The 15,253-nt window shown below is 35.5% G+C and carries 12 protein-coding genes; 5 read left to right on the top strand and 7 right to left on the bottom strand.

The annotated features are described in order from the left end of the window. Positions 1-229: 229 nt before the first annotated feature. The 7 genes from I5M32_RS16910 to I5M32_RS03195 all read right to left on the bottom strand — a co-directional run bounded on the left by I5M32_RS16910 (position 230) and on the right by I5M32_RS03195 (position 8,720). Positions 230-1,198, bottom strand: a complete 969-nt coding sequence (locus I5M32_RS16910; RefSeq protein ID WP_200584743.1) for a hypothetical protein — start codon at positions 1,196-1,198, stop codon at positions 230-232. 57 nt (positions 1,199-1,255) lie between these two features. Continuing rightward, the gene (locus I5M32_RS03220; RefSeq protein ID WP_200584742.1) at positions 1,256-2,710 is read right to left on the bottom strand and encodes a hybrid sensor histidine kinase/response regulator; all 1,455 of its coding nucleotides are present in this window, start codon (positions 2,708-2,710) and stop codon (positions 1,256-1,258) included. Between the two features lies 1 nt (position 2,711). After that, the gene (locus I5M32_RS03215; RefSeq protein WP_200584741.1) at positions 2,712-3,107 is read right to left on the bottom strand and encodes a response regulator; all 396 of its coding nucleotides are present in this window, start codon (positions 3,105-3,107) and stop codon (positions 2,712-2,714) included. Between the two features lie 7 nt (positions 3,108-3,114). Further along, positions 3,115-5,940, bottom strand: a complete 2,826-nt coding sequence (locus I5M32_RS16640) for a PAS domain-containing protein (protein WP_200584740.1) — start codon at positions 5,938-5,940, stop codon at positions 3,115-3,117. A gap of 15 nt (positions 5,941-5,955) precedes the next feature. Next, positions 5,956-7,377 (bottom strand): sigma-54-dependent transcriptional regulator, encoded by a 1,422-nt coding sequence (locus I5M32_RS03205; protein WP_200584739.1) that lies wholly within the window; start codon positions 7,375-7,377, stop codon positions 5,956-5,958. 131 nt (positions 7,378-7,508) lie between these two features. Then, positions 7,509-8,288, bottom strand: a complete 780-nt coding sequence (locus tag I5M32_RS03200; protein WP_200584738.1) for an enoyl-CoA hydratase/isomerase family protein — start codon at positions 8,286-8,288, stop codon at positions 7,509-7,511. Positions 8,289-8,300: 12 nt separating this feature from the next. Beyond that, positions 8,301-8,720 carry a cobalamin B12-binding domain-containing protein gene (locus tag I5M32_RS03195; RefSeq protein ID WP_200584737.1) on the bottom strand — a complete coding sequence of 140 codons (420 nt, stop codon included), beginning with the start codon at positions 8,718-8,720 and terminating at the stop codon, positions 8,301-8,303. Between the two features lie 128 nt (positions 8,721-8,848). Here I5M32_RS03195 and I5M32_RS03190 point away from each other — a divergent pair, with 128 nt between their 5' ends. The 5 genes from I5M32_RS03190 to tnpA all read left to right on the top strand — a co-directional run bounded on the left by I5M32_RS03190 (position 8,849) and on the right by tnpA (position 14,879). Then, the gene (locus I5M32_RS03190) at positions 8,849-9,757 is read left to right on the top strand and encodes a hypothetical protein (RefSeq protein WP_200584736.1); all 909 of its coding nucleotides are present in this window, start codon (positions 8,849-8,851) and stop codon (positions 9,755-9,757) included. A 104-nt stretch (positions 9,758-9,861) separates the two neighbouring features. After that, positions 9,862-10,554, top strand: a complete 693-nt coding sequence (locus tag I5M32_RS03185) for an SIMPL domain-containing protein (RefSeq protein ID WP_200584735.1) — start codon at positions 9,862-9,864, stop codon at positions 10,552-10,554. Between the two features lie 158 nt (positions 10,555-10,712). Continuing rightward, on the top strand, positions 10,713-13,202 hold the full coding sequence (locus I5M32_RS03180) for a TonB-dependent receptor (protein WP_234461843.1): 2,490 nt from the start codon (positions 10,713-10,715) through the stop codon (positions 13,200-13,202). 159 nt (positions 13,203-13,361) lie between these two features. Next, positions 13,362-14,375 carry a Gfo/Idh/MocA family protein gene (locus tag I5M32_RS03175; RefSeq protein ID WP_200584734.1) on the top strand — a complete coding sequence of 338 codons (1,014 nt, stop codon included), beginning with the start codon at positions 13,362-13,364 and terminating at the stop codon, positions 14,373-14,375. A gap of 39 nt (positions 14,376-14,414) precedes the next feature. Next, the gene (gene tnpA / locus I5M32_RS03170) at positions 14,415-14,879 is read left to right on the top strand and encodes an IS200/IS605 family transposase (RefSeq protein ID WP_200584733.1); all 465 of its coding nucleotides are present in this window, start codon (positions 14,415-14,417) and stop codon (positions 14,877-14,879) included. The last annotated feature ends 374 nt before the right edge of the window (positions 14,880-15,253 follow it).

Raw genomic sequence — 15,253 nt, 5'->3', positions numbered from 1 at the left:
GTTAGCGCAGTAAAAGAATAAGACAAAAAAGAGGTAAAAGCAAAAGCCCGCTTGTTAGGGCAGGCTTGTTAAAACGCCCAAAAATCTTGTTCTGATAAAAATAATTATAAATCTTGGGTTATGGAGTTTGCTCAAAAATAAGCGCAACTATTTTAGCTTACGTTAAAGCACAAAACTAAAAAACCCCGCTTGCAAGAGCGAGGTTTTGAAAATATATCTTTAGGATCAATTATTTCTCTATCACAAATACAGGGCAACCTGCACCATCTACTTTTTTATCTTTCGGAGTATCAGGACATTTATCTAAATGATCGGCAACGCCATCGCCATCGCTATCTTTTTTCATGTCTTGTACATCGTTCTCTACTTTTGTGGTCCTAGCCTTTAGTTTTTTAACATCATCTTTTAAAGAATTATCCTTTAGCTCATCATACATAGTAGAAACTGGGTTTGCCCAAGTAAGATCTGGTTTTGATTTTGCACCCAAAGAGAACTCTAATCCAACAGAAGAATAAGAAAACTTATCCTTAGAATTTGGTTTACCATATTTAGCATCAAAATTATCGCCATCTATATAGTTCATCAAATAATTGATGTTAAAACTGATGCACTCTGTAACTTTAAATTTAGCGCCTACTCCTACAGGAATGTATGCTTCCTTTATATAATCGTCTCCAGCTGTTGCTTTTCCTTTCCAATCTATGGTTGCATCTGCACCAGATGTTTTTACAACATAGCTAGGTGCATAAGCCAACAATCCGTAACCTGCTGTTGCAGTAAAATTGATTACGTTTTCTTTTTTAAGGAAATTGATAGAACCCAAATTTAAAACGCCGGCAAGGTTTACGCCATAAGCAATTTTGGTTTTAAAAGATTTATAGCCATCTACCGCTTGGCCAGGGGCATCATTGTTGTTTCCTTCAACATCGCCAAATATGCCGTTTAATTGAAGACCAAAAACATGGCCCAACTGTTTTCTTAAAGAAACGCCGTACCCAAAATTGGCATCCCAATTTGTGTAATCATTAGAGCCGCCGGTTAAAACCACTGGGGCCAATGCACCAGCATTTACACCTATAGAAATTGTTTTGTATTGATCCCTGCCTCCAAAAGTTTTCGCTTTTGCGGGCATATCTTGGGCCACAGCAACAGATGAAGCCAATAGACCAACAGATAATAAATTTAAAATTTTATTCATTATGATAATTTTTAATGCAAAGTTATTTTTATTTCGCAATAAAGCACAAAGTTTTTATTATTCCCATAATTGCGCCTGCTTTGCAAGCGGTAAAGAGATTTTAAACGTTGTGCCTTCTTGTTTTTGGCTTTCAAAGGTAATATTTCCTTTATGATTAGAAATGTTCTTTTGAGCGTTGGTTAAACCTAAGCCTAGGTTTTTTTGCTTGGTAGAGAAAAATGGCTCAAAAACCTTTTCTTGGTAATAGGCTTCTATGCCTTCGCCGTTATCTTTTATACTGATAATTGCATTCCCGTTATCTTCAAGGATTTGAATGTCTATTGTTTTTGCGTTTGCAGCGATTGCGTTATCCATTATCTGGTAAAAAGTGTTTACCATTTTATCATAATCAACATCTATAAATAAATCTGTTTGGTTGTAGTTTTTATTTACGATGGTATGGTTCTGCTTTAATTCATTTTCTAAATGTTCTATACTTTCATCTAAAAGGATGTTTAAAGATTTGGGCTGTATGTTTAAAGCTATTGATTGTGTGGAGTTTATAAAATCTGTAATCAATAGGTTGATACGGTCGAAATTACTGTTGATAATATCTAGATAGGTGTTAAAATCTTGGTTTTCTGTACCTATCTCTTGCTTTAACTGTTCTATTGATAAGTTTATGTTTGATAGAGGATTGGTGATTTTGTTGGCCAAACTTTTAGCGATCCTTTCCGTTAATGCGGCCTTTTCGGCAGTTATATATTCTTTTTCTAACTTTTTTAGATCTGTAATATCATGAACGATTAAATAATATAATTCTTCTGTTGCGTGTTGATCTATCTGTAAAAAAGCAGAAATAGACACTTTTCTTAAAGAATTATTGTTGCTTTTAAGCTCTGTTTCAAAATCATTTACGGCACCTTTGGCATCCATTATTTCTGAAAACCTTACCCCGTCTTGTTTATTGTTAAATAGGTTGTTGCTGTTTATGGCAAGCATCTCGTCTTTAGATAGACCAAAGAAACTTAGCCCTGCAGTATTCATGTCTTTTATCGCACCTAAAGAATCAACGATCAAAAAGGGTTCCTTTGATCTTTCAAAAATTATCCTGAATTTTTTTTCGCTATCTCTTAATGCCTTTAAAGTTGATTTATGCTTAACCGCATATCTTATTGCCCTTTCAATAGTATAGGGATCAATTTGGTCTTTTACTAGATAATCTGCCGCACCGGTTTCTAACGCATCTTCATCAACTTTAGAGTCTCCTTTACCCGTTAAGATGATGATGGGCTCATCAACATTAGATTTGATGGCTTCGTTCAATAGATCTATGCCTGTGTGCTTTCCCAACCTATAATCTACCAAATAAATATCGTAATGGCTTTTTAACATGGCGTTAATTGCCTCTTCGTAATTATTTATCCAGCTCAGTTTATAATTTTCTCTCTGTGGGATTTCATTAAAAATATCTTTTGTTAAGATATAATCATCCTCGTCATCATCAACTAATAATACTTTGTAAGTTTTCATATTAGCCATATTTTTCTATTAAACCTTTTGTTATGTTTATCATTTGTTCAAAACTGAAAGGCTTGGTTATAAAATCATCAGCCCCTAAATTCATCCCCTTTTCTTTGTCTTGTTTGTTTTTTGAGGTAGATAATATCACAACGGGAATATGTTTGGTATTTGCATCGTTCTTGATCAAGCCTAACAGTTCTAACCCGTTTATTTTTGGCATGTTTAGATCCAAAATCAATAAAGAAGGGTAATGCCTAAAATCTAGGCGCTCTTTAAATTGTGCCATTACCATTTCGCCATCTTCAAAAAAAAGCAAAGTTTGATCACCATCATTTTCTTCAAATGCTTCTCTAATGATCATCCTATCGTCTGGGTCATCATCGGCTATCCAAAAGATCTTTTCCATTATCGCTTTATTGTTTTAGGGGTAAAATTATAGTGAATATTGTCCCTTCGTTTTGTTTACTGCCTACCGTAATCCCTCCGTTGTGCTTATCAACTATCTTTTTACAAACTGCCAGCCCAATCCCCGTCCCTTGGTATTCGTCTCTTGTATGTAATCTTTGGAAAAGCTCAAAAATTTTATCGGCATATTGTTGATCAAACCCAATCCCGTTATCCTTAAAGGTAATAAGGCAGTAGTCTTTATTTTGCTCTAAACCCTTAACATCAAGCACTTCACCTCTCAATATCTCAGATTTTATTTCTACCAAAGGCGCAACCCCTTCTTTGGTAAATTTAATGGCATTGCTTAAGATATTTTGAAAAAGCTGTCTTATCTGGCTTGGGATTGCATCTATAGTATGGTTTACCATTAGATCTATGGTTGCATTTTTCTTTTCTATGGTATATTCTAAATCTTCGATGATTTTTTGCAGCTGGTGATGTAAATCAACCTTCACATAAACCTCGTCTGTTCTGGTAACCCTAGAAAAGGTAAGTAAATCATCGATCAGCGTTTGCATTCTTTCTGATGCGTTTTGCATCCTCTTTACATAATCTAGCCCCTCTGGGCTTATGTTATCTGTGAATTTATTTTGCAAACGTTCGCCAAAAGCCCTGATTTTTCTTAATGGTTCTTGCAGATCATGCGAAGCAACATATGCAAACTGTTCTAGATCTTGGTTAGAGCTATTTAATTCCTCTACTTTAGATTCTAAGCTTTTTTGTACGTTCTTTATTTCTGTAATATCATGCATAACCACCATTACGTTAAAAATATCCCCCGATATATTTTTAACGGGTTTAAAATCTATCATAAAAGTTTTTTCATCTTGGAAGTCTTTTTCTAGTTGAATTTCTTCTCCCCTAAATGCCTTTTCTAATATGCTTTTATTGTTTTCAAATTCTTCATCGGGGAAAAGCTCACTAATGTGCATCCCTTGTGTTAATTCATTTTTAAACCTTACGTCTTTGATAATTGGACCATCAAAAAGAATTAATTTATGGCTTGCATCAAACATTAATACAACAGAATCTGGCACATTACCTGCAATGGTTTTATAAATACTCTCTGTTTTTTCTAATAATATGGCGGCGTTTTTTAACTCTGTTATGTCTTGTAGGTTTCCCAATATCTTAACTATCTGGTTTTGCTCATTAACTATTACTTTTGCAGTTAAATACACGTATCTTATAGATTTATCTGGTCTTATTATCCTATACTCTGTTGCAAAGTCCTTTTTTGTTTCCATTATACTGGTAACCATTTGCAAGCACCTTTCCTTATCATCATTATGAATCAATTTCTCATAAAAATTTAAGGTTATCTCTATGGAGTTGGGTTTATAGCCATGGATCCTAAATAACTCTTCTGACCAAAAAAAGTGATCTACCCCGTTAAACCATTCAAAACTTCCGTTGTGCGCAATAGACTCTGCTTCCTTTAGTAAGGCTTCGTTTTGCGATAATTTTTGTGTGGTTTCCTTAAGTTCTGTAATATCTAAACAGGTGCCTATAATTTTTTTATCTGATTGGATATAACGGCATTGCGCCAAAATATATCTTCTTTGTCCGTTAACCCATAAAACTTGGTATTCTGTATTAAAATTTGTTTGTTTGGTAATGGCCTCTTCTAGCATATTTTTATACCCGGCTCTGTATTCGGGGATAATCATATTGTACATCAGGTCTAGATCTGGGGTTATGGAGTTGGGCATGTAGCCAAAAATCTTATACAAAGCATCAGAAAAATTGATTTCTTTAGTTTTAACGTCTAGCTCCCAACTGCCCATATTGGCTAGTTTTTCGGCATTTTGCAGCAGGTTTTGTCTTCTTTCTAAATCTTGTTGTATTTTTTCTTTCGCTTTTATTTCATTATCTAAAATAAGGTTCATTTGGTGCTGCTTGGCAATGTTTCGCGAATAATTTAAACTGATGCCAATTAAAGGAATGATATAGGCAAATAGGCGTAAAAATTGAGCGAAATTATATTCGATGTCAAAATTCTTATAGAACACCGCCATGTGGACATCTGCAAAAATGGCGGGTATCATACTTAGGATAAGCATTTTAAAAAATACGCCATCAAAGGTTCTTAAAACTTTGGGCATTAAATATCCGCCCCAAAACAAATATCCTATTATACTGATAACCTCTAAAGGATGGGTAAAAAACGCCTCTCTATCAATAAAAACCGTAGGTAGGCTTTTGAGCGTTAGCACAAAGAACATCGCTACTATTGAGATTATGCAGAACGAGATCCCTATGAATTTTACAAAGGCTGTTTTTTGCCTATCGCTATTTAGGTGCTTTTCTTTTAAATTAAGTATGATATAGGTAGCTATAATTAGGAGCAATATGCTAAGGATCCTACTCACAAACCAGGTAATGTAAATGGCGGCATCTAGATCTAGGTTGGTACTTACAACACCCAATATGATGAGCAAATGAAACATATCAAAAATAGAGATGCAAAGCATACAAAGCCCTATAATTGGTGCTGCTATATCTTTTTTAACGCTGAAATCTATCAATGTTAAAATACAGGTAAAAACACCAACGGCTATGCTAAAAATAATCCAAATGGTAGAAAAAGTACGTCCTAAGATAAGCTGTGTAGATACGCCCTCTGTTATTTTTGAGAAGCTTAAAATCCTGAAACCATTGTAGCTAAGTTCTACCCCTAGCATAGACATTACGGTTGGCGAGATGCAAATTAGAAAAATAGCCCAAAAATAACCCATAGGGATGTTGAGGCCATTTTGTTCTTTCTTTAGGGATATGCTGCTTATAGCCACATTTTTAAGTTTAAGTTACTCTAGGTTAATTGCCTTCATTTTGTTATAAAGCGTTTTTCTATCGATATTTAGAATCTGTGCCGCTTTGGTTTTATTAAAATTTACCTCTTTTAAAACCTTGAGAATGGTTTCATACTCTGCTTCTAAAGCCGCATTTTTTAGGTCTATCCTTTTTTCTTTTACGGCTGTTGCGCTTACCGTTTCAATGGCGTTCTCAAAAGCCGAAACCTTAGAATGGGTAGATATTTCTAAAGGTAGCGCCTTGGTTTGTACCATATCTCCCTCTGTTAACAAAACCGCTCTTCGCAATACGTTTTTTAATTCCCTCACGTTACCGGGCCAAGGGTAGGTTAAAAAGCTTTCTTCTACTTCTGGCGAAAAACTTTTTACGTCTTTATTCAATTCTTTATTGGCAGATAGTAAAAAATACTCGGCAAAAACCATGATATCTTTGCCTCTTTCCCTAAGCGGCGGCATATAAATACCAAATTCGTTAAACCGGTGGTAAAGGTCTTCTCTAAATTTCCCTTTAGAAATGGCATCAATTAGGTTTTCATTGGTTGCCACTATAATTCTTACGTCTAGATCAATTTCTTTGGTAGAACCTATACGCTTTACTTTTCTTTCTTGTACGGTTCTTAAAAGTGCGGCTTGTATTTCATAAGAAAGGTTCCCAACTTCATCCAAAAACAAAGTGCCGCCATTTGCCATCTCAAAATGACCTATTTTAGTGTAAAGGGCACCCGTAAACGATCCTTTCTCATGCCCAAAAAACTCCGATCCGGCCAATTCTTTGGTCAGTGAACCGCAATCCATAGCAACAAAAGGTTTGTCTTTTCTTGGGCTTTTTAGGTGTATGCTCTTGGCAACAGATTCTTTCCCTGTACCGCTTTCGCCGATTAAAATAACGCTGTAACCAGTTGGGGCAACTAAATCTATTTGCCTAATGAGCTCTTTTGCAGGGCCGCTTTGCCCAACCACATACTCTTCTTGCTTAAAAGCTTCTGAACCTAATTCTTTGTTTTTTAAAGCTTCTGCCAAAGATTTTGGCTTATCTAATTCTTCGTTTAATGCCTGCTGGGTATCAATGGCTTTTTTGATGGTATTTAAGATCTCATCGGGATATAGCGGTTTGGTAATGTAATCATAAGCTCCCATTTTTATAAGCTCTACCGCTAATTTTATATCAGAATACCCGGTAATGATAATTACGCCAGTGCGGGGATAATTGAGTTTGATCTTCTTTAGAACTTCCCTACCATCGGTGTCTTCTAGCCTAAAATCGCAAAGCACCAAATTAAAACTTTCTGTAGTAAGTATTTCAAAGGCGGTAGCACCAGATGTAGCGGTTTTAACTTCAAAGCCATTTCTTGATAAGAATTTTGAAAGCAATAATCCGATGTTTACTTCATCATCAATGATTAATATTTTTTTCATCTATACGTTTAGTATCCCGATATACATCAGGAGGTTAAAGTTCTAAAGCGAATATAAATGAATTTATTTTAATTGGGAAAAAAATTCTACACAATTAATTAATGTATAATTTTTTTAACTTAAAATCTGGTTTAATGAAAGCGTGGTTTTCTTTTCTCTAAAAAAGCGCTCACGCCTTCCTTAAAATCGGCTGTTCCAAAACAATTGGAAAACTCTTCGATCTCTATTTCAAAGCCGTTTTTTTGAGGATTAGATGATGCGTTGATGGCTTTGATGGCAGATTTTAGGGCGTTTGGTGATTTTTGGATAATATTCTCCATTAATTTGCTTGCCGCATTCATCAATTCTTCTTTGGTTTCTAAAACTTGGTTGATCAAGCCAAAAGACAAGGCTTGATCGGCGGTGATCATGTTTGCGCTCATGATCATCTCCATCGCTCTTCCCTTACCTACTAAATTAGGAAGCCTTTGGGTACCTCCGTAACCGGGTATTAAGCCTAAAGTTACTTCTGGCAAGCCCATTTTTGCATTGGATGAAGCCATCCTGATATGGCAGGCCATCGCCAATTCTAATCCTCCGCCTAAAGCGAAACCATTTATAGCCGCAATTACAGGTTTTGGGCAGTTTTCGATCAAATCAAAAACATCATGATGACCAGCTTTGGCCAGCTTTTTTCCTTCTTCGGTGTTGTAAGCAGAAAACTCAGAAATATCGGCCCCTGCCACAAAAGCTTTTTCCCCTGCTCCTGTAATAATAATTCCTTTTACCCCATCATCGGCTCTAGCCTTATTAATAGCTAAATTTATTTCTTTTAAAGTCTCTTTATTTAAAGCGTTAAGTTTTGCCTCCCTGTTAATTGTAACATACAGTATGCGGTTTTTTGCTTCTATGATTAGGTTATTGAATGTCATAAGGTTTATTGTTTAAAAGTTTCTGTTATAGAAAGCCCAATCATTGATGTAGGCAACAATCTCTGCGGTGGGCGTACCGGGGTTAAAAAGCTTGCCTACGCCCAATTTTGTTAATCCTTGCTGATCAATCTCAGGGATTATCCCTCCGCCGGTTACCAAAACATCGGTTAAACCTTTTTCTTTTAAAAGGGCCATTATTTTTGGGAAAACCGTCATGTGTGCGCCAGATAAGATGGAAACGCCAATGGCATCCACATCTTCTTGCAAAGCGGCATTAACTACCATTTCTGGGGTTTGGCGCAAACCTGTATAAATTACTTCCATACCCGCATCCCTTAAAGATGTTGCGATTATTTTTGCGCCCCTATCATGCCCGTCTAAACCAACTTTTGCCACCAAAACCCTAACGGGCCTGCTTAACTTTTTTTCCATTTTTGATATTTTATTAATAGGTATCAAGCTATAAATGTAACAAAGAAAACGGTTGGGCTTACCCAACAAAACAATTAATCACACGTTTAATGCTCGCGTTTATCTATATTGTAAATTATAAATTCTTAATGAGAAAAATAAATATTTGTTTTTTGGTTTCTGGTTTGATGATGTTGAACGCATGGGCTAAAAACAATATTGTCTTAAAACCCAACCTCAATAACCCCGATCATCTTTTGCTTATAGACCAGTTTGATTCTGTTGCGATAAGCCATGTTATTAAAACACATTTTACCGGTTTAAACTTAAATATCTATCTAAGCGGTTTAAAACAACAAAAAATTGAGGACGCTGTATTTACAAGCTCTTTTTTTAGCGCTGTTTCTAAAGCTAATTACTTAGAAAGCTTGGCCATCTATAAAGTAAAAGCCAAAAAATTTGACGAGGCCATCCTTAACTTTCAACAAGCTTATGAAATAAGTTTGCCGCTCAATAATAATTTTCAATCTTTTGTTTTAGCGTACAATTTAGCGTATTTGTTCTATTTTAAAAATGATATAACTAACGCAGATTTATATAATAGCTATGCAAACGACTATTTAAACGGTTTGCACAAGCCAAAACAAAGCTTTGACCAATTGCTTTTTGCTTCTAAAATCGCTACCTCAAAAAACGAAATTGAAAAAGCAGAAAATTTGATATTGAAAAATGCTTTGCCCATTAGCGGCAAGTTGGGCCAAAAATCTCAATTTACATGCTATTTACAATTGGGGAAGATATATTTAAGGGCAAAACGGTTTACAGAAAGCAAATGGTTTTTTATACAGGCTAATACAACGGCTAATAAAATCGATTTTAAAGAAGGAGAAATAGCGTCTTTAATTTTGTTATCTAAAGTTAAAGTGATGATCAAAGATTATGATCTGGCTCTGCAAGATCTGCAGAAAGCACAAGTTATTATTGAGGAAGGCTACCCTGCTTATAAAGAAGATTTAGCCTTAAATTTTGCCATCGTTAACAAAAACATAAATAAATAACTGTTTGATTAATAATTATTTATGAATATATTTCTGTAAATTTTAACCTGTTTTATGGAATTGGTATGAATATTACATCTTATAAACAAACAAATAAAAAAATTATGAAACGTATATTTTTAAGTGCTTTGATCGCATTTACAACCATTGGTGCATTTGCACAAAACAACCTTGATACCCGAAAAAAGATTACGGTAACGGGCAATGCAGAAACGGAAGTAACGCCAGACATTATTTATGTAGGCATTTCTTTAAAAGAGTATTTAAAGGATAGTAAAAGAAAAGTGACCATTGATGATTTAGAAAACCAACTACAAAAAGCAGTGATTGCGGCAGGCATCCCAAACCAAGATTTTATGATCAATAATGTAAGTGCTTACAACAATTACTGGGAAAAGAAAAAAGACCCAACTTTTTTAGCTTCTAAACAATACAGTATAAAAGTGAGCGATTTGAACAAGTTAAACCAAATTATAGCCGCCATAGACCCCAAAGGAATTGCCTATACCAACGTAGAAAAATATGAATACTCTAAAGCCGAGGAGTTAAAAAAGGAACTAAAAATAAAAGCTTTAAAACAAGCCAGGGATAAGGCCGTATATTTAACTGAATCAATTGGTGATAAAATTTATCAGGTATTAGAAATCCAAGAATCTGGATCAGAAAATTATCCCCAACCAATTTATAGAACTCAAATGATGATGAAATCTGCTGATGCAAATGAAGCAATGCCTGATATAGATTTTAAGAAAATTAAGCTTACCGCTCAAATAAATGCAGTTTTTGAGATTAAATAAGCTTACCAATAGCTACCATCTAAAGGCTTTAGTTTTAAAAAAACCTAGAGCCTTTTTTTATTTGAAAAAATGAATCCGTAACTCAGATGTTACCAATAATTTTTTTGCTTAACCGTAACATTGCAGCGTTTTTAACATCTCATTAAAAAAATGCAAAAATGATGAAACGTTTATCTTTTATACTATTACTACTGATCACTGCCCACCTTACATTTGCCCAATTTCCCGGTGCCGGCGCAGCATCTGTTATCACCGGAAAAATTACCGGAACCGTGATTGATTCTATATCAAGAAGACCTGTAGATTATGCTACTGTTGCACTATCAAGAAGTGGGCAAACAAAATCCACTAGTGGTGCTTTAGCAGATGACAAGGGAAGTTTTAGGATTGATAACATTAAACCAGGGAAGTATAGGGTCACTATTTCTTTCATCGGTTATAAACCAAAAACAATTGATCCCGTTACCACTACTGCGGCCAAATTAGATTTTAATTTGGGCGATATTATTTTAGTGCCAGACAGTAAAGTTTTGGGTGAAGTTACCGTTGTTGGAGAAACCCCCGTAGTGGAAAATAAAATTGATAGGATCGTTTACAACGCGGAGAAAGATGTTACCTCTGCGGGAGGAAATGCTACGGATGTTTTAAGAAAAGTACCGTTGCTTTCTGTAGATTATGATGGTAATGTTTCTTTAAGAGGAAGCTCTAATGTGAAGGTTTTGATCAACGGAAAACCATCTGGAGTGATGGCTGGCAATATGGCCGACGCCTTAAAAGCAATCCCCGCAGACCAGATCAAAAATGTGGAAGTGATCACATCGCCATCAGCAAAGTATGATGCCGAAGGAACGTCCGGGATTATCAACATCATTACCAAAAAGAATAATTTGGAAGGCGTTAGCGGCTCTATAAACTCATCCATTGGGACAAGGCAAAACAATGCAAACCTTAATTTGAACATAAAAAAAGGGCGTTTTGGGTTTAGCAGCAATGCCGGTGGGTACTATTCTTGGCCGGCAGAAAGTATTATCGATTTTAAATCTAGCGGAGCCGGCTATTCAAATACCCAAAGCGGGAATAACACAACGGATCGTTTGTCTGGCAATGGCTCTGTAGGTATCGATTATGATTTTAACACTTATAACTCGGTTAGTTCTACCCTAAAATTCAGTCGCTTTTCTTTTGGTACCGATGGTGCTAACGATGCCATTTCACAGGTAGGCAACAACATCAGCAGTTACGTACGTAACACCAACAATAATTTTAGCGCAAACAATTACGATTGGAACAACGATTTTACCCATAAGTTTAAAAAAGAAGGCCAAGAATATTCTATTGCCGCACAGTACACTCGTGGAAACAACAATAATGATTATACCACCAACTTTTCTACCGATCCTTTAAATGAAGTGGCTACCAACGATGGTTTAAACCAGGAGTTAACCTTCCAAGCCGATTATACGCAACCTTTTAAAAAAGTGGTTTGGGAAGTTGGCGCAAAATCTATCTTTAGGGATATTAACAGCGATTCTAGAGCCAATAAAATAAATCCGTCAAATAATACCTATACCCCAATTGCTGGCAGAAACAACGTTTATAGTTACAGCCAAGATGTTGCCGCGGCTTACTCTACTTTTGCTTTTACGTTGGCAAAAAAATATGGTTTTAAAATTGGTGGAAGGTATGAATATACCGATATCAACGGAAGCTCTGCCCCAACATTGGCACAAACTCCAAATTTTGCCAATAATTATGGTGTTTTTGCCCCAAGTGCGGTAATATCCAGAAGTTTTAAGCATTTTCAGACCGTAAAATTAAGCTATAACAAAAGGATACAAAGACCTAGTTTATTTTATCTTAATCCTTTTAGAAACGTTGCCGACTCTTTACAGCAATCTCAAGGAAACCCAACTTTAAAGCCAGAGATTTCGCACAATTTTGAGATTGGCTATTCCACGTTTGTTAAAACAACCATTATTAACGCCTCATTATTTTATAGAAGAACAAATGGTATTATAGAGAGCATCGTTACGCCAGTGATGGAAAACAACCGTACTATCTCATTACAATCTTACAATAATATTGGCTCCAACAATTCTTTCGGTTTTAACTTTTTTGGTTCGATTAACCCCGTAAAACCATTAACCTTAAGAACCAACCTAAACATCAATTCTTACAACATTAACGTAGATAATAGTTCCATAAACCCAAATCCAACACAAAGCGATAAGATATATTTATTGTACAATGCTTTTGTAAGCGCTTCGGTAAATTTACCCAAGGGCTTTATTATAGAGAGCTTTGTGATCTTAAACTCTCCACGAAGGACTTTCCAAGGAGAAAACGCTGGCTTTAATATGTGGATCACGGGTTTCAAAAAAGAACTATTTGAGAAAAAAGGGAGCATTGGCTTAACGCTTATCGATCCGTTTAACGAGCGTAAAAACTTCAGCTCAGAATTAAAGGGTGCCACTTTTTCACAAAGCACCAATTTCTCTATCCCTTTCCGTTCTGTTGGGATAAACTTTAGCTGGAGGTTTGGTAAATTGAAAACTGGGCCAACTAAGAAACGTGGCGTTACCAATGATGATTTAAAACAAGGAGACCAGAATGGTGGCGCAACGGGTGGCGGTGTTGGAGGCAATTAATATTTAACAGAATATTTTTAAAGTCTGCGGATTAAACCCTCGCAGGCTTTTTTTATTTGGCAGGTTTCTAAGGCCTTGGGCTAAAAGCCATCAGCAAAAATTGGTCGCTTTAGCTAAAACAAATAGCCCATATATTGAAAAAATTAGCGTTCTTTAGGTATGGACAAAAAAATAAAAGTTGGCTTAATGGCTTATGGAATGTCGGGGAAAATATTCCATGCGCCATTTATTAATGCTCATGAAGGTTTTGAGCTAGCCGCCATAACAGAAAGAAGCAAGAACGAAGCGGTTAAGGATTATCCGAACGTTACTATTTACAAAGAAATTGAACAACTTTTAAACGATGATCGCCTAGACTTGGTAATTATCAATACGCCTAATTATACACATTATGAATACGCAAAAGCGGCAATAAACGCAGGCAAAAACGTATTGATAGAAAAACCTTTCTCTGTAACCAAAACAGAAGCCGAAGAGCTTTTTTCTTTAGGATTTAGAAAAGGATTAAAAGTTTTGGCCTTTCAAAACAGGAGGTTCGATAGCGATTTCTTATCGGTGCAAAAAGTGATCGGGCCTGGGAAGCTTGGCAAAATTAGCGAAGCGCATATTCGCTTTGATAGATACAGGAATGAGATAAGCGCAAAATCCTTTAAAGAAGATCAGGTCCCGGGCTCTGGTGTTTTTTACGATTTAGGGGCGCATATAGTAGATCAGGCCATTGCATTGTTTGGCATTCCATCAGAATTTATCAAAACTTATGGCAAATACCGCAAAGAAACAGAAGTTGATGATTATGCCCAAGCTCATCTTAAATACCCAAATGGTTTAAACGTGTTTGTAACTTGTAATATGCTGGTGGTGCACCAACAGCCTGCATTTATTTTTTATGGAGAAAATGGAACCTTGATCAAAAACAGGACCGATGTTCAAGAAAGCCAACTTTTAGCAGGGATAAAGCCTTTAGATTCAAAATATGGGGTCGAAGAAGAAAATCAAGAAGGGGTGCTTTACACGATAGATAAAAACGGAAAAGTTTCAAAAGAACTATTACCCTCTGAGAAAGGGAATTATATGCTTTTGTTTGATGAAGTTTATAAAGCCCTAAAAGAAGATGGTGATTATTTTGTGAAACAAAACGATATTTTGGGGCAGCTATCTATTTTGGAGAAATAGGTTTTTCTTTAATAACTAAAACTCTTTCAAAGATTAATTATGGCAGCAGGAACGTTTTCACAAATTTATATTCAAATTGTTTTTGCCGTTAAGGCCAGAAATAGTTTGATCAAACCCGATTGGGAAGATGAATTATACAAGTACATCACAGGGATTGTTCAAAATAAAGGTCAAAAACTTTTGGCTATAAACGGCATGCCAGACCATATTCATATCTTAATAGGCATGAAACCAAATTGTTGTTTATCAGATCTGGTTAGGGAAATCAAGAAATCATCTAATGAGATGATAAAGCAAAAGAAATTTGTGGAAGGTTTATTTGCTTGGCAAGAAGGTTATGGTGCTTTTTCATATAGCCATTCTGCCTTAGATAACGTTATAAAGTATATTGTTAATCAAAAAGAGCATCACAAAAAGAAAACATTCAAAAGGGAATATAAAGAATTTTTAGAAAAATTTAATGTGGATTACAAAGAAGAATTTTTGTTTCAATGGATTGAATAAAATGTAAAATTGAGATTAAAATATCTTCTTAAATAACCGATAAAATCATATTCGACCCCGACTGGGTCGCACCATCCAAACCATATTAAACGGCTATAAATATTTAATCCCGATGGGATTATCTTGGAACCATGCAATTCTTATTTGCCGTCTTTAAATATTTAATCCCGATGGGATTATCTTGGAACCATGCAATTATTATTTGCTGTCTTTAAATATTTAATCCCGATGGGATTATATCGAAATCATGCAATTCTTATTTGCCGTCTTTAAACATTTAATCCCGATGGGATTATCTTGAAATCATGCAATTATTATTTGCTGTCTTTAAATATTTAATCCCGATGGGATTATCTTGGAATCATGCAATTATT

Source organism: Pedobacter segetis (assembly GCF_016623585.1).
Lineage (GTDB): Bacteria > Bacteroidota > Bacteroidia > Sphingobacteriales > Sphingobacteriaceae > Pseudopedobacter > Pseudopedobacter segetis.
Note: the sequence above shows the minus strand (reverse complement) of the source record. Positions and strands in the feature narration are given on the sequence as shown.

Coding starts and splice junctions, on each gene's coding strand:
- I5M32_RS16910 (WP_200584743.1), bottom strand. CDS start 1,198: ATGAATAAAATTTTAAATTTATTATCTGTTGGTCTATTGGCTTCATCT.
- I5M32_RS03220 (WP_200584742.1), bottom strand. CDS start 2,710: ATGAAAACTTACAAAGTATTATTAGTTGATGATGACGAGGATGATTAT.
- I5M32_RS03215 (WP_200584741.1), bottom strand. CDS start 3,107: ATGGAAAAGATCTTTTGGATAGCCGATGATGACCCAGACGATAGGATG.
- I5M32_RS03205 (WP_200584739.1), bottom strand. CDS start 7,377: ATGAAAAAAATATTAATCATTGATGATGAAGTAAACATCGGATTATTG.
- I5M32_RS03200 (WP_200584738.1), bottom strand. CDS start 8,288: ATGACATTCAATAACCTAATCATAGAAGCAAAAAACCGCATACTGTAT.
- I5M32_RS03195 (WP_200584737.1), bottom strand. CDS start 8,720: ATGGAAAAAAAGTTAAGCAGGCCCGTTAGGGTTTTGGTGGCAAAAGTT.
- I5M32_RS03190 (WP_200584736.1), top strand. CDS start 8,849: ATGAGAAAAATAAATATTTGTTTTTTGGTTTCTGGTTTGATGATGTTG.
- I5M32_RS03185 (WP_200584735.1), top strand. CDS start 9,862: ATGAAACGTATATTTTTAAGTGCTTTGATCGCATTTACAACCATTGGT.
- I5M32_RS03180 (WP_234461843.1), top strand. CDS start 10,713: ATGATGAAACGTTTATCTTTTATACTATTACTACTGATCACTGCCCAC.
- I5M32_RS03175 (WP_200584734.1), top strand. CDS start 13,362: ATGGACAAAAAAATAAAAGTTGGCTTAATGGCTTATGGAATGTCGGGG.
- tnpA (WP_200584733.1), top strand. CDS start 14,415: ATGGCAGCAGGAACGTTTTCACAAATTTATATTCAAATTGTTTTTGCC.